Genomic DNA, 20,122 nt, shown 5'->3' with positions numbered 1-20,122 from the left:
TGTCGATGACGCGTGCATGGACGATGACGGCGTTCCGCCTAATCCCCCTGCGTGGCTCTTGGGCGATGCGGTGCCGGTCCCGGGTTACGCCGCCAGCGGCAGCTTGGTGAGCACCGGCGTTTTGAACTCGAAACGCTTGATTTCGCCCACCATCAGCACGTAGCAGAGGATGGCGACGGCGGCGTTGGCGCCGACGAAGACCAGCGCGCCGGCGAACGAGCCGGTCTCCTGCAGGATGTAGCCGATCACGATCGGCGTGGTGATGCCAGCCGTGTTGCCGAAGGTGTTGAACAGGGCGCCGCTCAGGCCGCCTGCTTCCTTCGGCGACGTGTCCGCCACCACGGCCCAACCCAGCGCGCCGATCCCTTTGCCGAAGAACGCCAGCGACATCACGGTGATGACCAGCCAGTCGGTTTCGACGTAGTTGCAGATGATCATGGACATCGCCAGCAGCAGGCCGCAGACGATCGGCGTCTTGCGCGCCACCGACAGCGAGAAGCCGCGCTTGATCAGACGGTCCGAGATCACGCCGCCCAGCACGCCGCCGAGGAAACCGGCCACCGCAGGCAGCGCGGCGACGAAGCCGGCCTTCAAAATCGTCATGTGACGCTCGGTCACAAGATAAACCGGGAACCAGGTCAGGAAGAAGTAGGTCAGCGTGTTGATGCAGTACTGGCCGATGTAGACACCCAGCAGCATGCGGTTGCCGAGCAGCTGGCGGATCGCCGAGCCGGTGTCGAGCTTGGTCGTGGCGACCGCTTTATCCTTGCTTTCCAGATCGATCAGCGCGCCACCTTCCTTGATGTAGGCCAGCTCGGCCGCATTGATGCGCGGGTGGTCCTTCGGGCCGTACACCATCTTGAGCCAGATGAAGGACATCAGGATGCCCAGGCCGCCCATGACGTAGAACACGCTTTCCCAGCCGTGGGTGTGGACCAGCCAGCCCATTAGCGGACCGAACAGCACGGTGGCGAAATATTGCGCCGAGTTGAAGATGGCGGCGGCCGTGCCGCGCTCGGCGGTCGGGAACCATGACGAGGCCAGCCGGCTGTTGCCGGGGAAGGAGGGCGCCTCGGACGCGCCCACTGCCAGGCGCAGGCAGAACAGCGCGGTCAGCGCGGCGGCGCCGGTCAGGAAGCCGACCGTCCCCATCAGCAGGGTGAACAGCGACCACATGAAGATGCTGAAGAAATAGGTGATCTTGGTGCCGAAGCGGTCGAGCAGCCAGCCGCCCGGCAATTGCGCCAGCACGTAGGACCAGGCGAACGCCGAGAACACATAGCCCATCTGCACCGGCGACAGTCCCAGCAGCTTCTTCAGCTCGGGGCCGGCGATGGCGATGGTGGCGCGGTCGGCGTAATTGATGGTGGTGACTGCGAACAGTATGGCCAGAATGAGCCAACGTACCCGCGTTGCTGGTGCTTGCTGCGTCGTCATGCGATCTCCTTGCTGATGTTGTGTGCGCAGATAATAGCGCAGATATCAGACATCATACAACCAGATATCTAAAATTCGTATCGCGGTTATACCGATCCGTGGCGGCTACAACTAAGTTCAAGTAAATCAACTAGTTAAACGTTTTCCTCGGTTGATTTTAGTTGTACGATGACGTATGTACAAGACGATATGTGGCGAGTTTTCGCTGGCGCGGCGGCGGCCGGCGAGCGCGCGTAGCGGGCCGGGTTGCGCAGCCTGGCCGGCCCGGGGCGGGATCGGAATTGACGTGGGATAGCCACCGTGCGACGATGCCGTATGAGCAGCCTGTTTGAATGTAGCCTACTCGCGCCGGCCTGGCTGTGCCACCATCGCGATCTTCTGATCTACCTGGTGCCGTCCCTGCTGCTGGCGCTGTTGATCCGCGCCTTGTCGGCGCGGCATCCCTTCTTTTTCCTGTTCACATTGGCGGGCACGGTTTGCCATGAACTGGCCCATTTCGTCGCGGCCAAGTTGACGGGCGCCCGCCCGGCCGCCTTCACGGTGATACCGCGCCGGGTCGGGCAGGGCTGGGAATTGGGCTCGGTACGGCTGACGCGCGTGCGCTGGTACAACGCGGCGCCATCGGCGCTGGCGCCGTTCGTGGTGGTGGTGCTGCCGTTTCTGGTGGCGTGGTGGCGCACCCGCTACGGCCTGCATTTCCAATGGATCGACGTGGCGCTGGCGTTCGGCGTGGCGCCGCAGTTCCTGGCCTTCTGGCCGTCCCCCGTCGACTGGAAAATCTCGCTGCGGTCGTGGCCGTACTTGCCGATCGTTGGCGCCGGCTGGTGGGTGGCCGGCGTCACGGGGATGACTAGTGCTGCATGGCTGCCGTACTGAGCGGTTTGACCGGCGCCTCCACCACGATCTTGCTGCGCACCTTCTGCGCGTTTTCGATCTCCAGCGTCAGCGGCACGGTGGCACCTGCCTTCAGCGGCTGCTTCAGTTCCAGCAGCATCAGGTGATAGCCGCCGGGGCTGAGCTTGACCGGTTTGCCGGCCGGCAGCTCCAGCGCCGTGATCTGGCGCATGCGCATCACATCGTCGACCATTTTCATCTCGTGCACTTCGACCACGCCGGCGGCCGGCGAGCTTACGCCGACCAGTTTGGCGCCCTGCGTCGAGGTCAGTGTCATGAAGGCGCCGGTGGCTTTTTGCGCGGCGACGGTGGCGCGCACCCACGGTTCGCCGACGGTCACCTGGGCCAGGGCGGGAAGGGCGGCGAGCAGCAGCAGGGAGAGCAGTTTTTTCATTGGAAGAGTCCTTTCAGGAAGCTGGTTGGTCGTGCGGGCGCCATCAGTTTGCGCAGGTCGTCTGCGCATTGCTGGGCGGATTGGTCATGTTTGAAGGCGAGCCGGATCTTGCTGTCGGCGTCGAACACGTAGGTGATGGCGGTGTGGTCCATCGTGTACGAGCTGCCGCTGGGAACCTTGCGGTAGAAGATCTTGAAGTCGGCGGCGGCCTTGGCCGTCTGCGCGAGGTTGCCGCGCACGCTGACGAATGTTGGATCGAAGGCGCGCATGTATTCGGCCAGCAGCGGGCCGGTGTCGCGCTCGGGGTCGACGGTGGCGAAGACGATTTGCAGCTTGTTGCCGTCGGCGCCCAGCAGGCGTTTGATTTCGACGGCGCGCGACAGCGCCGTCGGGCAGACGTCCGGGCACTGCGTGAAGCCGAAGAACAGCATCACGTATTTGCCTTTGAAGTCGCGCAGCGACGCCGGCTTGCCGTCGGCGTAAAACAGCTGGTAGTCCGGGCCGATGGCGGCGCCGGTGACGTCGATGCCGTTGTAGGCCGGCGCGGCCATGCCTGGCGCGGCCGTGGCCAGCACGGTGAGCGCGGCCGCGAGCGTGGAGATGAAATACCGTCTTTGCATAGATATCCTGTCGATGATGAAAAAGCGTGCGCACGCGCGGCGCCCGACGTGGGGCAGGGCGGCGTATCGTGCGCGTCAAGCGAGGGTCAGGACAGCGACGGCGGGCCGCGCGGCTTGGCGCCGGACCAGGCAGCCAGCGGGGAAGGCGACAGATAACTGAGGGATGGATAGACGTCGTGGCCGTCGAGCAGCGCGACCAGCGTTGGAATCGACGGCGGCGGCGCGGCCGGGGTTGCGTGGGTGGCGCAAAACACGCAGTGCTTCATGCCGGCGGCCGGCATGTCCTGCGTGCGCTTGGCCGGGGTGGCGCTGCAAATGTCCAGCGTCAGCGGATCGCGCAGCAGCGTCGACATCGCCTGGCCGAGCGCCGGCGTCAACAGGTTCAGCAAGATCGCGATGCAGACGATCAGGCTGGTGCGGCGCCGGTGGTGGAAGAAATTACCCATGTGCTAATTATAGGTGAAAACGCCGCGGCGCCGGTTCACTCGATCTTTTTCACCAGGCCCACGTAAAGTCGCCGCGCGATGAAATGGTCGAAGCCGGTCTGGCGGAAAGTGCTGGTGTCGGTCGCGCAGGTGCGCCGGCTGCCATCGAAAATGTCGTTGGCGTTGACGGTCAGGCTGAGCGTCTTGCTCAGCGCGTGCTTCCAGCTCAGGTTGACGCTGCTGGTGGCGCCGAACCGGCCCAGCGGCGAAATGCCGGACGACTGACGATGCGCATCGAGGGACAATTGGTCCGGTCCGACGCCGTACGCCGCCCGCAGGTTCAGATAGCCCGCAATATCGCTTTGGCGCACGAGACCGGAAAGGTCCGGGGTTCGCAGCATCACCCGATAGACGCCGCCGTCCATGCCCAACTGCAGCTTGGCGTCCGGCGTCCAGGTGGCGGCGCCGCTGATGCCGGCCGAGCTGGCCTGCCCGCCATTTTGCTTCGAGGTGACGATCACATTGTCGGCGAAACCGCGGGCATCGGTCACCGTGTTGCTGCTGGTGCGATAGAAGGCGTTCAGGCCGGCGGTGAATTGCGCGACGCTCGCATCGGTGCCGATTTCCCAGGAAGTCAGCTGTTGCGGCGTCAGGCCGGGGTTGCCACGGCTGAGGTTTTGGGCGTCGACATAGGTGGTGAACGGGTTGAGATCGCGCGGATCGGGCATTTGCAGGCTGCGGCGGTAGCTGAGCGTCAGGTCGGCCTTGTCGCTCACGGCATAGCGCAGGTGCAGGCTGGGGTTGAACGCCTGCCAATGTCGCGTCCGCATGCCGCTTTCCGCCGGGTTCACGCGCAACGCCATGCGCTCGGCGCGTCCGCCCACCAGCGCTTCCCATTTGCCGTGCGTGATCTGGTCGGTCAGATAGGCGGCGCTCACGGTTGTCGTCACGGCGTAGCCGTTGGTGGTGGCGGGATCGGCCGTCTCGGCGCCTGCCGCGGCATCGACGGACGCCTGATAGTTGTCGATGTTGTCGACCTTGTCGTGGATATCCAGCCCCATGCCCAGTTTGCCGTAGGCCGACGGGCGGCTCCAGTCGACCGTGGCCTGGTTCAGGCGGCGCGCCAGCCTGGTGGCGCCGCGACTGTGGTCGGTGGCGCTTGCCGGCACGATGAAGACGTCGCGGTAGGATTTGTCGATCAAGCCTTTTGTATCGCTGTGCTGGAACATCGCTTTGAGCGCCGTGCCGCCACCTTGGTGGTTGTAGCTCAGGCTGGCGATGCCGTCGGATTGCTCGTTGGGGCCGGTGGAGATCCGGTGATAGACGGTCTCGGCGGCGCCCGTGCGGTTCTCGTTGAGCACGTCGAACACGGGGCGCGAATGGCGCTCGTTATATTTGGTTGACAGGCTCAGGCTATCGGTATCGCTGAGCGTGTAGTCGACGCCGACGGCCGCGCTTTGAACGGTGCGGCGGACGAATACTTCCGAGGTCTGGCGGGTCCGCCGTGTCTCGCCGCCAAAGTTATTCCAGTCCACCGTCGATTCGCGGATTTTGTCCGTGCCGTCATGGCGCAACGCCAGGTTGCCGTGCACGCTGATGTTCCTGGTGGTGACATCGCCCGACGCGCCGACGTTCCAAAGGCCGTGGTCCGCCGCGCTGCCCTGGACCTGTGCGCGGGCGCCGGGCTTGCGGTCGCGCTTCAACACGATATTCAGGATGGCGCCGCCATTGGCGTTGTAAGCGGCGGAGGGATTGGTGATGACTTCCACGCTGGCGATGTCGGCGCCGCTCATGGTTTGCAGCGCCGTCGCCCGCTCATCGGCCGATCCGGACATCATCGCCGTCGGCTTGCCGTCGATCAGTACCGTGACCTGGGCGTTGCCCTTGACGGCGATTTGTCCGTCGGCCGACACCGATACCTCGGGTGTCGACTGCAAGACATCCTGCGTGGTGCCGTTTGCCGCCCTCGGCATGTTGGCCGTGTCGTAGACGGTCTTGTCGATTTTTTTGACGACGGATTGTTTTTTTGCCGTGACCGTCACCGTCGGCGCAGGTGGCAATAGTTGTGTTTCCTGGGCGTGCGCTGCTAGCGGCAGCGCAACGAGCATGCTGAAGATGCGGAGCCATGGCGCGGCCGGCCGGCTTGGCCGGGTAATCGATTGAATGGGCATGATCTCTGGTTGTGCGACTAACATGGCAATAATGCGACATATGTCGCATACGGTCAAGCCGTTATTTTGTGCGCTGGTCGCCCATCATCATTCGCCTTGGCGCGTGTCCTTTCGATAGTCGGAGGGGCTGCTGCCGGTCCAATGCTTGAACGCGCGGCAGAAACCCGTGGCATCGGCGAAGCCGAGTTCGAATGCCAGCGTCGCCACGCTTGTGTTCGAATTGGTGAGGCGGTGAACCGCGATGTCGCGTCGCAGCCCGTCTTTCACCGCCTGGAAATGCGTTCCTTCCTCGGCAAATCGGCGGTTGAGCGTGCGAACCGAGGTGTGCAATGCCTGCGCGAGATGCTGGATCGTCTCCGGCTGTGCCAGATTCTGTTCGAGATGCCCGCGTGCCCGGGCCGCGATGGAGGCGCGGTGGAGCGCGCTGAAGGTCCAGTCTTCGGGCGCGCGTTTGAGGAACGCCCAAAGCTCGTGCTTTTCGCGTTTGTATGTTTCCGCGCAGTCCTGATAGGCGAAATGGATACTCGTTGCTTCGGCATTGAAGCGCACTTCGCCGGGATACAGCACGGCGTAGTCCGCCACATGCCTGGGCTTGGCGAAGCTGAACGCCACGCAGTGCAGTCCGATCTCCCTGCCGAGCAGCCAGGACGCGATCCCGTGGATCAGCTTCATCATCAACTCGTGCCCGAGCGGCTTGGCCTGCGTGCCGGGTATTCGCTCCACCAAGGCCAGCCGGACAAGATTGTTTTTGGTCGAGATATGCAGCCGGTAATCGTCCAGCAACAAATTCCAGAAGCGCACGAAGCGATTCAACGCGACCAGCACGGTTGGCGCGTCCAGCAGGCTGAGCATGAGGTATTTCAGGGTGCCGGTTCGGATCGGCCGCGACCACAGTCCCAGCATCTCGTCGTCTAGCGTCGCCGCGACGGTCCGGTAGAGCGCGACGTATTGCTGGCGCGTCAGTCGCGCATCCGGTTGCTGGAGCAGGGACTCGGGGATGGCGGCGCTTGCGAGCACCTGCGCTACCCGAGCGTCGCCGTGCCGGGTGCGGACGAAGTGCAGCATCCCGTGCAGGAAGTGCGCGGAAACAGTGGTGGTGCTTTGCCAGGATGGTGTCATCATTCCTGCATTATGGCGCGTATTGCATATTTAATGGCGTGATGCGCCAGCCTTTTTGCCGTCGCCTCCCTATACTACGGCTTGATTACCAGGATGTCTAACTCGACCGCGTGACGTTGCATGGCGTATTTTGCCAATCGCAATGGGTGTTGTTTCGTCGGTCAAAAGAGGAGCTTGATGTGAATACAAGACGAATTGTGGTGACCGGGATGGGCCTGGTGTCGCCGCTGGGTTGCGGAGTCGAGACCGTGTGGCGCCGCCTGCTGGACGGCCGGTCGGGATTGATCGCCCTGCCGGAAGATGTCACGGAAGGGATTGCATCCAAGGTCGCCGGCGTCGTGCCGGCCCTGTCGCCGGACCACCCGTGGGGATTCGATCCGGCGCGCTGCGTGGAGCCCAAGGATCACAAGAAAATGGATCGGTTCAGCCTGTTCGCCCTGGCTGCGGCCGACGAGGCCCTGGGCCAGGCCGGCTGGCGGCCCGGGTCCGACAGCGAGCGCGAAAGAACGGCGACCATCGTGGGCTCGGGCGTGGGCGGCTTCGGCGCGATCGTGGAGGCGGTGAGGACCACGGACGGACGCGGGCCGAAGCGGCTTTCCCCGTTCACCGTTCCAGGTTTCCTGGCCAATATGGCGGCCGGACACATTTCCATCCGCCACGGCTTTCGCGGCCCGCTCGGCGCGCCGGTGACCGCATGCGCCGCCAGCGCACAGGCGATCGGCGACGCCGCGCGCCTGATCCGTGCCGGCGAAGCCGACATCGCCTTGTGCGGCGGCGCCGAGGCCTGCATCGATCGCGTCAGCCTCGGCGCGTTCGCCGCCGCCAGAACCATGTCCACCGGCTTCAACGATCTTCCCATGCAGGCATCGCGCCCCTTCGACGCCGGCCGCGACGGCTTTGTCATGGGGGAGGGCGCCGGCATGCTGGTGATCGAGGAACTGGAGCATGCATTGCGCCGTGGCGCCACGCCGATTGCCGAGCTGCTCGGGTATGGCACCACAGCCGACGCCTATCACATGACGTCGCCGCCCGAAGACGGCGGCGGCGGACGGCGCGCGATGGAACTGGCGATCCGGCAGGCCGACATCGCGCCAGAACGGATCGGGCATTTGAACGCCCACGCGACGTCCACGCCGGTCGGCGACGCCAGCGAGCTGGCCGCCATCAAGGCGATCTTCGGGACGGGCTGCGGCCCGGCGCTGTCGGCCACCAAGTCCTCGACCGGACATTTGCTCGGGGCCGCCGGGGGCGTGGAGGCGATCTTCACCGTGCTGGCCCTGCGCGACCAGATGGCGCCGCCGACGCTGAATCTGGCGCGGCCAGATCCGGCGGCGCAGGGCCTCGACATTGTCACCGGCTCGGCGCGCAAGTTAACAACCGACTATGCCATGTCCAACGGCTTCGGTTTTGGCGGGGTCAACGCCAGTCTGGTGTTCCGGCGGCTCTGATCGCCGCCGGATGCGGCACCGGGCGGTGGTTGCGGGTTTGACGGCTGAGCGCGTGTCCGATTGCCAGACTTGACCCCGGGGGTTTTCAATAAAAAAGCCGCCAGCGCTTTCACGCTGGCGGCTTTTCGCGCAGGCTGCTTTACCGGCCTTATTTCAGCGCCAGATATTCGCGCTTGTCGTTGCCCAATGCGGGCGCGGCCTTGTGGCTGCCCAGCTTGAAGATGCGCACCACCTGCTCCAGCTCGTGCGCCTGGTCCTGCAGCGCATGCGCGGCGGCGGCCGCTTCCTCGACCAGCGCGGCGTTCTGCTGCGTGACCTGGTCCATCTGGGCGATCGCTTCGTGCACCTGGCCGATGCCGCTGCGCTGCTCTTCGCTGGCGCTGCTGATCTCGGACATGATGTCGGTCACGCGGCGCACGCTGTCGACCACTTCCTGCATCGTCGTGCCGGCCTGTTCGACCTGGCGGCTGCCGATGTCGACCTTGCTGACGGAGTCGTCGATCAGCGCCTTGATTTCCTTGGCGGCGGTGGCCGAGCGCTGCGCCAGGTTGCGCACCTCGGAGGCGACGACGGCGAAGCCGCGGCCTTGTTCGCCGGCGCGCGCCGCTTCCACGGCCGCGTTCAGCGCCAGGATGTTGGTCTGGAAAGCGATGCCGTCGATGACCGAGATGATGTCGACGATCTTGCGCGACGATTGATTGATCGAGCCCATCGTGTCGACCACTTGCGCGACCACTTCGCCACCCTTTGCGGCGATGCCCGAGGCGGCCAGCGCCATCTGGTTGGCCTGGGCGGCGTTGTCGGCGTTTTGCTTGACGGCGCTGCTGAGCTGCTCCATCGACGCTGCGGTTTCTTCCAGGCTCGACGCCTGTTCCTCGGTGCGCGACGACAGGTCCAAGTTGCCGCTGGCGATCTCGCCCGAGGCGCTGGTGATCTGCTCGGCGCCGGCGCGCACCTGGCCAACGACGTTCGACAGGTTGCTGCTGATGCCGTTGAGGGCGCGCAGCACCAGGCCGATTTCATCCTTGTTGTCGATTTCCAGATGCACGTCCAGGTCGCCCTGGGCGATGCGGGTGGCCGCTTCCTCGGCGCGCGCCAGCGGACGCGAGACCACCGAGCGCACCAGCAGGAACAGCACGCCGGCGAAGACGAGCAGCGCGGTCAGGCCGAGCGCGGCGTAAGTGTTGCGCAGGGTGGCCGCTTCACGGGTGATTTCCTCGGTGTAGGTGCCGCCGACGATGAGCCAGTTCCAATCCTTGAAGGTCTTGAATTCGACCATTTTTTCGCGCGGTTCCTTGCCGTCGGCGTCCGGCCAGTCGTACGTCATGCTGCCTTGCTTGGCGGTCAGCATTTCCTGGATGAACAGGCGGCCGTCGGCGCTCTTGCGCTCGAACAGGTTTTCGCCTTCGCGCGAGCGGTGGATCAGCATCTTGCCCTGGTCCTTGCCCGGCGCCGCGTTGAGCACATAGATGTAGCCGGTCTCGCCGATGGTGATGGCCTTGATTTTTTCCTTGAGCATATTCATGTTCTTGGAGATGTCGAGGCCGATGAACAGCACGCCGATGACTTTGCCGGCATCGTTCTTGATCGGGTCGTACTGGGTGATGTATTGCTTGCCGAACAAGGTGGCCAGGCCGATGTAGCTGTTGCCGGCGCGCAGCGGGGCGTAGCTCAGGTGGGCGTGGTCGAGCTGGGTGCCGACGGCGCGGTCGCCGTTTTCCTTCTTCAGCGAGGTGCTCACGCGCACGAACTCGTCGCCATCGGCGGCGAAGATGGTGACGATCACGCCGGTGTCGCTGGTGAATTTGTCGGGGATGGTGAAGTCAAGGTTGAGCGGCTTGCCGTCGTGCAGCAGGGTCGGGGTCGGCTTCCCGGCGATCTCGACCTTGGTGGCCGGATCGAGCGTGAACTTGCCGGCGCCGAAACCGGCGGCGAACAGGCGGGCGAAGCTGGACGCTTCGTTGGTCATGGCGTTGTTGAACACCTCGACCGTGTTGCTGATGCCGTTGAGGGAGTTGGCGACGTTGGACTTGGCGCGCTCCTTGAGCATGGACGACGTGCTCATGTTAATCAGCGTCAGCAGAATTGCGAGGATCACGCTGATCAGCGCGAACGTGAAAACGGTGATTTTGGTGCCAACGCCCCAGTTACGGGTATTCATAGTAAATGTGCTCATGGATCTCTTCAGAGAAAAAGTCTTGCTATTGGGATGCTCGTAGACGAGCGCGCTCCGGGGAGCGACTGGGTGAGGCGGCTACGAACTACAAGCGCCTCACCAGTGGAGGCGTGCGGGCACTGCCGAATCATTGCCTGGCAGGCCGTGAAATTACTGTACTAGACAGGATGATAGCATAATTTTGCTGCATGGCAATATATATTTGCGAAATCCGTGGCGATTTTCTTTTTGAAAACAGTAACTTAAATAAAATTTTCACGGCGCGGGGCGGGATTTTCGTGGGCAACGCCAGTCCAATTGCTGGACAGAAATCGATTTTCAGTTACTCTTAAGCTTGTACAGCGAAACTCGGGTCGTACGCTGCCGTGGCGCGGCTGCTATCCTGTAGAATAAAATCGTGCGGTTTGTTACCTCCGCATGACGAACCGCCGAATTACCGAATTGCGTCACCGATAAATGAGTTATTACGTTCCGGAGTAAAGCCGATGAAGAAGCAAATGCTGTTGGTGGCCATGATGTCGGCCCTGTCAGTCCAGGCCGGCGCAGCCGCGCCGGAAAAAACGGCAGATACCCCACTCAAGCCCCAGGCGGGTCAAACCCAGGCGGCCGTGTGGGCGTCCCGGGTGCTGGGCAAGTTACATTACAAGGCCGTGCCGCTCGACGACGCGATGTCCGAAAAGATCTTCGACCGCTACTTCAAGTCGCTGGACTCCGAAAAGCTGTTCTTCACGCAGGCCGACGTCGACCAGTACGCCATCGTGCGCACCCGTCTTGACGACGCCATCAACGGCGAGAACCTGAGCGTGCCGTTCGCCATCTTCAACCTGTACCAGCAGCGCCTGACCGAGCGCATCGCCTATGCGCGCGAGCTGGTCAAGACCAGCAAGTTCGAATTCAACTCCGACGAGAGTTACCAGTACGACCGCGAAAAGGCCGAGTGGACCAAGAGCGACGCCGAGGTCAAGGACCTGTGGCGCAAGCGCGTCAAGAACGAGTGGCTGCGCCTGAAGCTGGCCGGCAAGGATGACAAGAGCATCCGCGAGACGCTCGACAAGCGCTACGAGAACTACCTGATCCCGTCGCGCAAGCCGACCAACGAGGACGTGTTCCAGATCTTCATGAACGCCTACGCGATGTCGATCGAGCCGCACACCAACTACCTCGGCCCGCGCGCGGCCGAAAACTTCGATATCGCCATGCGCCTGTCGCTCGAGGGCATCGGCTGCGTGCTGCAAAGCCGCGACGACTACACCGTCGTGCGCGAGGTGGTGCCGGGCAGCCCGGCCGGCCTGTCGGGCAAGATCAAGGTCGGCGACAAGATCGTCGCCGTCGCCAAGGACGAGAAGACCGCGCTGACCGAGGTCATGGGCTGGCGCCTGGACGACGTCGTCGCGCTGATCCGCGGCCCCAAGGATTCGACCGTCAAGCTGGAGATCATCCCGGCCGACGCCGGCCCCGACGGCAAGCATTCCTTCGTCTCGCTGGTGCGCCAGAAGATCAGCATGGAAGAGCAGTCGGCCAAGAAGACCATCTACGAGGTCAAGGACGGCAACGTCAAGCGCCGCGTCGGCGTGATCGCGCTGCCGACGTTCTACCAGGACTTCGAGGCCCGCCGCAAGAACGAGAAGGACTTCAAGAGCGCCACGCGCGACGTGGCCCGCCTGCTGGCCGAGCTGAAGAAGGACAAGGTCGACAACGTGCTGATCGACCTGCGCAACAACGGCGGCGGCTCGCTCAACGAGGCGGTCGAGCTGACCGGCCTGTTCATCGACAAGGGACCGGTGGTGCAGCAGCGCAGCGCCGACAACAAGGTCGAAGTGGAAAGCGACACCAACGCCGGCATGGCGTGGGACGGCCCGATGGGCGTGCTGATCAATCGCGGCTCGGCGTCGGCGTCGGAAATCTTCGCGGCGGCGATCCAGGATTACGGCCGCGGCATCATCATCGGCGAGCCGAGCTTCGGCAAGGGCACGGTGCAAACCCTGTTCGGCCTGGACCGTTTCTCGCAGAGCGAAAAGGTCAAGTACGGCGAGTTGAAGTTCACCGTGGCGCAGTTCTTCCGCATCAACGGCGGAACCACGCAGCTGCGCGGCGTCACGCCCGATATCAAGCTGCCGACGATGTCGGACGCCGATTCGTTCGGCGAGTCGAGCTACGACAACGCCTTGCCGTGGACCTCGATCAAGCCGGCGATCTACATTCCGGCCGGCGAGCTCAAGGAAATCGTGCCGATGCTGGACAAAAAGCATGACGCCCGCGTCGCCAAGGACAAGGACTTCCAGTATCTGGCCGAGGACATCGCCCTGGTCAAGAAGCAGCGCAAGGAAAACTCGATCTCGCTGAACGAAACCGTGCGCCGCAAGGAGCGCGAGCAGCAGGAGGCGCGCGCCAAGCTGCGCGAGGCCCGCCTGCTGGCCAACACCCCGGGCGCCGACGATCCGATCCTGGTGCCGGATCCGAAGGACGCGCTGAACAAGGCGATTTCGGCCAAGCCGGCCAGCGGCAAGACCGCGCCGGTACCGAAAGTGGCCGGCGTGCGGGGCGCGCTGCGTAGCGACGACGGCCTGCAAGGCGCCGAGCGTTCGCTGGCGGCCGAGCTGGAAGCGGAAAAAGCCGCCAAGGCGGCCAAGGACGTGCTGTTGAACGAGGCGGTGCACATCATGGCCGACGAGGTGGCCTTGCTGAAGACCGATACCCGCATGGCGTCGCGCGTGCTGCCGTACGCGGCCAACGCCAAGTAACCGGGGACCACAGCCCTATATTGCTGCAAAGACACACGTTATGCCTTTGGTGAATATCCACCATTATGAAGATAAATTGGATATATATCGGACCCTAAGGCATCATTCTTCTGTCTCCTCTATTCTCCTCCAAGGAAATAGATTTAGCCCGCTCTCGTAGCGGGCTTTTTTTTAGGCATATAATTGCAAACTCATTAATTGAGGTTTTTATGCAATTTATTGTGGCTTCGCTCGGCACGGAGATCGTGACTTCGCTGGCGATGCTTTATCTGCTGCTTGGCATGGCGTCGCTCAGTGTCGGCTGGACCTTGCGCGCCAGGCCGCACAGTCAGTTGCGGCTGCAAGTCAATTCCTGGTGGTTCATCTTTCCGGTGCTGACCGCCAGCCTGCTGCTGCATCCGGCCGGCACGGTGCTGCTGGTGCTGGCCATCGGCGTGCTGGCCTTGCGCGAGCTCACGCCGTTCGGCGGGCCGCGTTTCGCGTCGCTGGCGGCCATCGCGCTGGCCGCCGTGGTCATTTCGACCTATCTGCTGCCGCCCGCGTTCGACCTGATCATGCCGGCGGTGCTGGCGCTGCAGTTGCTGCTGTATGCGCGCCAGCGCGCGCCGGCGATGCTGGCCTGGCTGCTGTGGCTGACGCTGTGCTACAGCTGCGGCTTCCTGATCCGCTACGACAGCTTGCCGCTCGACGCGCACCAGCGGCTGGCGTGGCTGTTCTACCTGTACGCGCTGACCGCGCTCAACGACGTCGCCCAATTCATCAGCGGGACCGTGTTCGGGCGCCACCGCATCGCCCCCGGCATCAGCCCGAACAAGACGTGGCAGGGACTGGCGGGCGGCGTCGCCGTCACGCTGGCGCTGTCGCTGCTGCTGGGACGCCATCTGCATCTGGCCGGCGCGCGCGATCTGGCGCTGTACGCCGTGCTGCTGTCGGTCGGCGGATTTTGCGGGGACATGATGTTCTCGGCCGCCAAGCGCGCCTACGGCGTCAAGGATTTTTCGCAGCTCATCCCGGGACACGGCGGCATCCTCGACCGCGTCGACAGCCTGGTGGTCACCGCGCCCCTGCTGTATTTCCTGATCACCCACCTTTACGAAAGCACCCCATGAAAGCTGAACGCTCATTGGCATGGAATACAAGCGAATCCGGCTTCGCGTGCGATGACGGCACGCGGCTGTTCTACCGGACCTGGCACCCGGCATCCCCGCGCCAGGACGGCCCGAAGCGGGCGCTGGTCTTCCTGCATCGCGGCCACGAGCACTCCGGCCGCATCCAGCCGCTGGTGGAACAGTTCGGTTTCACGCAGGACTGGGCGTTCGCCTGGGACGCGCGCGGCCACGGCTATTCACCCGGCGAGCGCGGCGACGCGCCCGGCTTCGAGACGCTGGTCGGCGATTTCGACGCCTTTATCCGCCACATCGCCGCCACCCACGGTATCGCCGTCGAGAACATCCTGGTGGTCGCCAACAGCGTCGGCGCGGTGATCGCGGCGACCTGGTTGCACGACTACGCGCCCCGCGTGCGCGGCGTCATCATGGCTGCCGCCGCGTTCGAGATCAAACTGTACGTGCCGCTGGCCAAGCCGGCCTTGCGCTTTGCGCGCCGCTTCAAGCCGGAACTGTTCGTCACCAGCTATATCCGGCCCGGTATGCTGACCCATTCGGCGCAGGAGGCGGCCGCCTATGGCGCCGATCCGCTGATCGCCAAGGCCATCTCGGCCAACGTGCTGCTCGGATTGGCGGACACGGCCAAACGCATCGTCGCCGACGCCGCCGCCATCGATGCGCCGATCCTGATGCTGGCGGCCGGCAAGGACTTCGTCGTCAAGGAGGGCCCGCAGCAACGCTTCTACGAGCGTCTGAGCTCGCCGCTGAAACGCTACGTGCGCTTGCCGGACGCCTTCCACGCGCTGTTTTACGAGCAGGACACCACGGTGGCGCTGGAAGAAAGCCGCCGCTTCGTCGACGCCTGTTTCGCGCGCGCGCCGACGCCGGCGTCGTTCTATCTGACCGCCGACCGCGACAGCGACAGCGCGCGCCGCTACGCCGCCCTCAAGGCCGGCCAAAGTTGCGGCGCGCTGACCAAGGCCTGGTTCGGCCTGCAACGCGTCATGCTGGGGATGATGGGGCCGGTTAGCGACGGCATGAAAATCGGTCTGCGCCACGGATTCGATTCCGGCGCCTCGCTCGACTACGTGTACCGCAACCAGGAGGGCGGCCGCTTTATTTTCGGCAAGATCATGGATCGCGGTTACCTGGATGCGGTCGGCTGGCGCGGCATCCGTCAGCGCAAGCGCCAGTTGCAGCGCATGCTCGAGGATCGCATCGCCGCCCATCGGGGCGAGGCGCCATTGCGCATCCTCGACGTCGCCGCCGGCTCGGGCCGCTATGTGCTGGAGAGCGTGAAGCGCTTCCAGGACAAGAACATCGAGGTCACGCTGCGCGACTTCACCCAGCACAACCTGGACCAGGCGCGCGCGCTGGCGCAGCACTTGCAAATGAACGCCAAGGTCGAGTACCAGCTGCGCGACGCCTTCAGCCCCGACAGCTATCGGGTCGCCGAGGGGCAATACGATATCGTGGTGGTTTCCGGCTTGTATGAACTGTTCAGCGACAACGCGCCGGTGTCGGCCTCGTTGCAAGGCGTGTTCAGCGTGCTGCGCGACGGCGGCTATCTGATCTACACCGGCCAGCCCTGGCATCCGCAGCTGGACATGATCGCGCTGACGTTGACCAGCCATCGCGGCACGCCGTGGCAGATGCGGCCGCGCCCGCAGGCGGAGATGGACGGGCTGGTGGCGTCGGCCGGTTGCGACAAGCTGGCCACCAGCATCGGGCTGGAGGGGATCTTTACGGTGTCGCTGGCGCGCAAGCCCGCAGCGCCTGTTTCAGCCGGTTGACCACCGTCCACACCGACAGCACCGCCACCAGCGACGGCACCGCGTGCAGCAGCGGCGCGGCGCTGTCGAGTCCGATCAACAGCCCGAGCAGGCCGAACCAGAAGGCGCGGTCGCTCTTGCCCATCGGGCCGTCGAAGCGGCGCGTGGCGCCGACCGCGAGCGCGACGACGCCTGCGAACTCGGCCAGCAAGCCGCCGATCACGGCCAGCAGCACCAGCGCCGGCGCCACGCCGGCCGCCAGCATGAACGGCAGGTACAGCGCGACATCGGACACCTGGTCGCATAGTTCGTTGAGCAAGGTGCCGAGGCGGGTCTTTTGCCCGGTGGCGTTGGCCAGCATGCCGTCGATGGCGTTGAGCGCCATGCGCAGCAGCAGGAAGGCGGGCAGGCCCAGCCACAGCCCGGCGCGATGCGGCTGCCAGGCCAGCGCCGCGCCGTAGGCGAGCGACAACAGCATCGTCGCCAACGTGATCTGGTTGGGCGAGACGCGCCAGCGCACCAGCGCGCGCATCAGCGGTTGCAGCAGGCGCTGGAATTGTGGCTTCAACTGGTAGATCGAAAAACTCATTGCTGGCTGTGCTCCTGATAAAGTTGGGCGATTTCGCGGCTGCGCCGGTAGCCCATGGCGCAGTGCATATAGATGGGGCGGCCCTGGCCGGCGTGGATGGCGATGGCCTCGACGATGTGCCGCGCCGATTGCAGCGTCGGCGTTTCCAGGTCCAGCAGCGGGAAGTGGTGGTAGATGTGCCGGCGCAGCGCCGGGGTTTCGCTCAGCTCGTTGGCAAGGTCGATGACGACGCAGTCCGCCGGCAAGCGCGCCGCCTCCGCGTTGCTCAGGCGGCGCCCCACCCACAGCCCGCCGCCATGGTCGGCGAACGGCGGGCGGTGGCGTTCGCGCAGCCGCACCAGCTGCCAGGTCAGCAGGTAGCCGGCCAGATAGGGCACGTACAGCAGCCAGATCCATAGCGGGTAGCTGCCGTGGCGCTTGCGCAGGAAGCCGGCCGAGCGGGTGTGATAGGCGCGCGCCACCAGCAGCAGGCTGGCGCACAGATACAGCCACCACGGGCCGCCGAGCGCGAGCCAGGCCAGCAGCGACAGCGCGGCCAGCATGGCGTAGACCAAGCCGACGGGTTTGCGCGATTCGGCGCCGGCGCGAGGCGTCGGCAGCAAGCGGATCGCCAGCACGCCGAGCAGCGCGCCGCCGGCCACGTCGAGCACATGGTGTTGATAGGTGAACACGGTGCTGACGGCCACCAGCAGCAGCCAGCCGGCCAGCGCCGCGCGCTGACAGGGCGCGCGCGCGACGGTGCGCAGTGCCGGCCAGAATATGACGCAGTAGGCCACGTGCAGCGACGGCAGCTGGTTGTACGGCCGGTCCACGAGCGACAGTTGGGCGAACAGCCACGCGGGCAGGGCGGCGTCGACGGGCGGGCGGACCAGCTCGAAGCGCAGCGGAAAGGCGGCGAAGAGCAGGCAGGCGACGAGGGTGGCGAAGGCCACGCGCCGGCTCAAGGCCGATAGTTCGCCGCGTCCCCGCACCAGCAGGAAGCTGAGCGCGAACAGCAGGCCCGAGGTCATGTACGGCACCACCATCCACGGCATGAACGGCAGGGACGCTTCCCACGCCATCGCCACGCCGCCGAGGCCGCCCTGTTGCTGTTCGAGCTGGCCGAGGTAATTGGTGGCCGGATAGCAGGCGCCGAACAGCGCCGCGTTCAACGCCAGCGACAGCCAGCGCCCGCCGGCCGCCACGCCGCCGCGGTCGGCCGCGCCGGCGGCGGCCAGCGGACCGCGCGCGCACGTGCCGGGGGCTGACGGGCGATACATTGCAAAAGCGTCCTTGTTAATAACTATGTAATTGTGCATTATGTCACGCATGACGCGAGCTGAGCTATACCCAAAATACGAACGCTGCATGGTGCTGGCCGGCGGCGGTTTCCGCTTCGGCTACTACCTGGGCATGCACGCGGCGGCCATCGATGCCGGCCGGGAGCCGGACTTGCTGCTCGCCACCTGTGGCGGCGCGGTCGCCGGCGCCATCATCGCCGGCTTGCCCGACACGGCCGCGCGCAAGGCGTGGCTGCTGTCGCGGCCGATGTATGAATTCCTTGGCGAGATGCGCTCCAGCGACCGGGCCACGCCGGCCCGCGCGCTGCTCGATGTGGCGCGGCGGCGCCTCAAGGCCGGTCGCGCCGGGCGGCTGCCGGACCTGTTCAATGACTACCTGTTCGATCTGCCGGCCTTGCCGCTGCCGCCGGCGGGCGGCGCAAACGCGAACGCAAACGCGAACGCAAACGCAAACGCAAACGGTCCGGCGCTGGCCATCATCGGCGGCAAGCTGTTGTTCGGCCCGCACGAGGCGGGAACGGCCCGGGACGGGCGGGCGATCTACAACGTCGTGCTGTTTGGCGACGGACGCGCCGCCGCGCTCGCCGATGGCTTGCCCTCGGCGATGGGCGCGGACGGCTGGACCGACGCCGTCGCGCCGGATTTGCTGGTCGATACCGCCATGCCGGTGGCCGACGCCGCCCGCATCTCCATCGCCGACATGGTGTACTTCCGCTGCCAGAGGGCGCGCGGCGCCGACTATACCGGCGGCGTGATCGACCTGTTCCCGGTCGAGCTGGCGCGCGGTCTGGCGCGCCACGTCACCATGGAGATGAAGGAAGCCTACGACGAGTCGCTGGCCGCTCCCGCCCTGCGAAACGTCTTCGGTGTCGACGGCAACCGGCGGCTGCGCCACGTGCACGCGCAGCCGGTCGATGTGTGGGTCGACACGTCCGACGTGCGGCGCGTCATGCAAGGACGCGGCGTGCGCAAGCGCGTGGACTGGCGCGCCAACCGGGTCAGGCTGGTCGCCCCGGTCAGCTACGACCGTTACGTGGCCGACGCCAGCGCGTTGTGGGACTACGGCTACCAGCGCGCGCGGGAGGCGTACGCGCTGGCGGCGCAGGGACGCCGTGCGCCGATGCGCAACGGCAGCCGGCTGAACGAGGCGGCGCGATGACCGTTCAACACGTAATGATCATCGGCGGCACCAGCGGCATCGGCCTGGGGCTGGCGCGGCACTATGCCGGGCGCGGCGCGCGCGTGGCCGTCTGCGGGCGCCATCCGGACAAGGTGGCCGGCCTGCCGCTGTTGCGCGATGGCCGCGTCACCGCGCATGCCTGCGACATCGCCGACCGCGACCGCGTGGCAGCGGTGGTGGCCGAGTTCGCGGCCGGCGGCCTCGACCTGTTGATCGTCACCGCCGGCCAGTACACCGACGCGGCGGCCATCGCGCGCGATCCGGCCGCCACGTTGCCAGTGTTGCGGGTCAATGTCGGCGGGCTCGATCACGCCTTTAGCGCGGGCGCCGAGGCGATGCTGGCGCGCGGCCACGGCCACCTGGTCGCGGTCGCCTCGATCGCCGGCTTGCAGCGGGACTATCCGGGCGGCTCCGTCTACAGCGCCAGCAAGCGCGCCGCGATCGCCATCGGCGACGCCTGGCGCAAGGCGCTGGCGCCGTTCGCCATCGCGGTGACGGTCGTCGTGCCGGGCTACGTCGACACCGCCCGGCTGCGCGAGTTGAACGGCGGCGACGCCAGCGGCAAGCCGTTCCTGATGTCGGAGGACGAAGCCGTTCAACGCATCGCCGCCGCCATCGCGCGGCGCGACGAACGCTGCGTTTTCCCGTGGCAGATGCATGCGCTGGTGCGGCTGTTCAACCTGCTGCCGCTGGCGCTCAAGCGGCTGCGCAGCAAGTGAGCGGCTTGTCAAAAAATGTACGAATGCAATAGTATGGCATCCGTCAAATCA

General features: G+C 65.3%; 16 protein-coding genes. 7 read left to right on the top strand and 9 right to left on the bottom strand.

Annotation, left to right across the window (positions count from 1 at the left end; genetic code table 11):
* Positions 1–84 precede the first annotated feature (84 nt).
* Complete coding sequence (locus BMX85_RS15795) at positions 85–1,437, bottom strand: MFS transporter (protein ID WP_090319803.1); 1,353 nt, start codon at positions 1,435–1,437, stop codon at positions 85–87.
* Between the two features lie 315 nt (positions 1,438–1,752).
* Between BMX85_RS15795 and BMX85_RS15790 the strand changes: the two genes are divergently transcribed.
* Positions 1,753–2,313 carry a hypothetical protein gene (locus BMX85_RS15790; RefSeq protein WP_090319800.1) on the top strand — a complete coding sequence of 187 codons (561 nt, stop codon included), beginning with the start codon at positions 1,753–1,755 and terminating at the stop codon, positions 2,311–2,313.
* Here the strand turns inward: BMX85_RS15790 and BMX85_RS15785 are convergent.
* The 5 genes from BMX85_RS15785 to BMX85_RS15765 form a co-directional block, all read right to left on the bottom strand.
* Positions 2,288–2,725, bottom strand: coding sequence for a copper chaperone PCu(A)C (locus BMX85_RS15785; RefSeq protein WP_090319797.1), 438 nt, complete (start codon positions 2,723–2,725; stop codon positions 2,288–2,290). The genes BMX85_RS15790 and BMX85_RS15785 overlap by 26 nt on opposite strands.
* Positions 2,722–3,345, bottom strand: a complete 624-nt coding sequence (locus tag BMX85_RS15780) for an SCO family protein (protein WP_090319794.1) — start codon at positions 3,343–3,345, stop codon at positions 2,722–2,724. Before BMX85_RS15780 ends, BMX85_RS15785 begins: the two co-directional genes overlap by 4 nt.
* An 86-nt stretch (positions 3,346–3,431) precedes the next feature.
* Positions 3,432–3,791, bottom strand: coding sequence for a DUF2946 family protein (locus BMX85_RS15775; RefSeq protein ID WP_090319791.1), 360 nt, complete (start codon positions 3,789–3,791; stop codon positions 3,432–3,434).
* 35 nt (positions 3,792–3,826) lie between these two features.
* Positions 3,827–5,830, bottom strand: a complete 2,004-nt coding sequence (locus BMX85_RS15770) for a TonB-dependent receptor (protein ID WP_177196773.1) — start codon at positions 5,828–5,830, stop codon at positions 3,827–3,829.
* 198 nt (positions 5,831–6,028) lie between these two features.
* Complete coding sequence (locus tag BMX85_RS15765; RefSeq protein ID WP_229210492.1) at positions 6,029–7,063, bottom strand: AraC family transcriptional regulator; 1,035 nt, start codon at positions 7,061–7,063, stop codon at positions 6,029–6,031.
* 176 nt (positions 7,064–7,239) lie between these two features.
* Between BMX85_RS15765 and fabF the strand changes: the two genes are divergently transcribed.
* Positions 7,240–8,508, top strand: coding sequence for a beta-ketoacyl-ACP synthase II (gene fabF, locus BMX85_RS15760; protein WP_090319784.1), 1,269 nt, complete (start codon positions 7,240–7,242; stop codon positions 8,506–8,508).
* Between the two features lie 148 nt (positions 8,509–8,656).
* On the opposite strand, the gene BMX85_RS15755 is transcribed toward fabF, so the two are convergent.
* Entirely contained in the window at positions 8,657–10,684 is a 2,028-nt protein-coding gene (locus tag BMX85_RS15755; RefSeq protein WP_177196772.1) for a methyl-accepting chemotaxis protein, read from the bottom strand.
* Positions 10,685–11,169: 485 nt separating this feature from the next.
* Between BMX85_RS15755 and BMX85_RS15750 the strand changes: the two genes are divergently transcribed.
* From BMX85_RS15750 to BMX85_RS15740, 3 genes are all read left to right on the top strand, one after another.
* A complete protein-coding gene (locus BMX85_RS15750) occupies positions 11,170–13,425 on the top strand; it encodes a carboxy terminal-processing peptidase (protein WP_090319778.1) in 2,256 nt (751 codons plus the stop codon).
* Between the two features lie 209 nt (positions 13,426–13,634).
* Positions 13,635–14,534, top strand: a complete 900-nt coding sequence (locus tag BMX85_RS15745; protein WP_090319775.1) for a phosphatidate cytidylyltransferase — start codon at positions 13,635–13,637, stop codon at positions 14,532–14,534.
* A complete protein-coding gene (locus tag BMX85_RS15740) occupies positions 14,531–16,324 on the top strand; it encodes a bifunctional alpha/beta hydrolase/class I SAM-dependent methyltransferase (protein ID WP_090319772.1) in 1,794 nt (597 codons plus the stop codon). The genes BMX85_RS15745 and BMX85_RS15740 overlap by 4 nt, the downstream gene beginning before the upstream one ends.
* Here BMX85_RS15740 and BMX85_RS15735 read toward each other — a convergent pair.
* Together BMX85_RS15735 and BMX85_RS15730 are read right to left on the bottom strand one after the other, a co-directional pair.
* Positions 16,275–16,892 (bottom strand): CDP-alcohol phosphatidyltransferase family protein, encoded by a 618-nt coding sequence (locus BMX85_RS15735; protein ID WP_090319769.1) that lies wholly within the window; start codon positions 16,890–16,892, stop codon positions 16,275–16,277. The genes BMX85_RS15740 and BMX85_RS15735 overlap by 50 nt on opposite strands.
* Positions 16,889–18,151 (bottom strand): phosphatase PAP2 family protein, encoded by a 1,263-nt coding sequence (locus BMX85_RS15730; protein WP_177196771.1) that lies wholly within the window; start codon positions 18,149–18,151, stop codon positions 16,889–16,891. The genes BMX85_RS15735 and BMX85_RS15730 overlap by 4 nt, the downstream gene beginning before the upstream one ends.
* 88 nt (positions 18,152–18,239) lie before the next feature.
* Between BMX85_RS15730 and BMX85_RS15725 the strand changes: the two genes are divergently transcribed.
* Both BMX85_RS15725 and BMX85_RS15720 read left to right on the top strand, forming a co-directional pair.
* Positions 18,240–19,331: a patatin-like phospholipase domain-containing protein gene (locus tag BMX85_RS15725; RefSeq protein WP_229210491.1), complete on the top strand. Its 1,092-nt coding sequence runs from the start codon at positions 18,240–18,242 to the stop codon at positions 19,329–19,331.
* Positions 19,328–20,071, top strand: a complete 744-nt coding sequence (locus BMX85_RS15720; protein ID WP_090319764.1) for an SDR family NAD(P)-dependent oxidoreductase — start codon at positions 19,328–19,330, stop codon at positions 20,069–20,071. The genes BMX85_RS15725 and BMX85_RS15720 overlap by 4 nt, the downstream gene beginning before the upstream one ends.
* Positions 20,072–20,122: the final 51 nt, after the last annotated feature.

Source organism: Duganella sp. CF517, assembly GCF_900110275.1.
Classification (GTDB): domain Bacteria; phylum Pseudomonadota; class Gammaproteobacteria; order Burkholderiales; family Burkholderiaceae_D; genus Rugamonas.
Note: the sequence above shows the minus strand (reverse complement) of the source record. Positions and strands in the feature narration are given on the sequence as shown.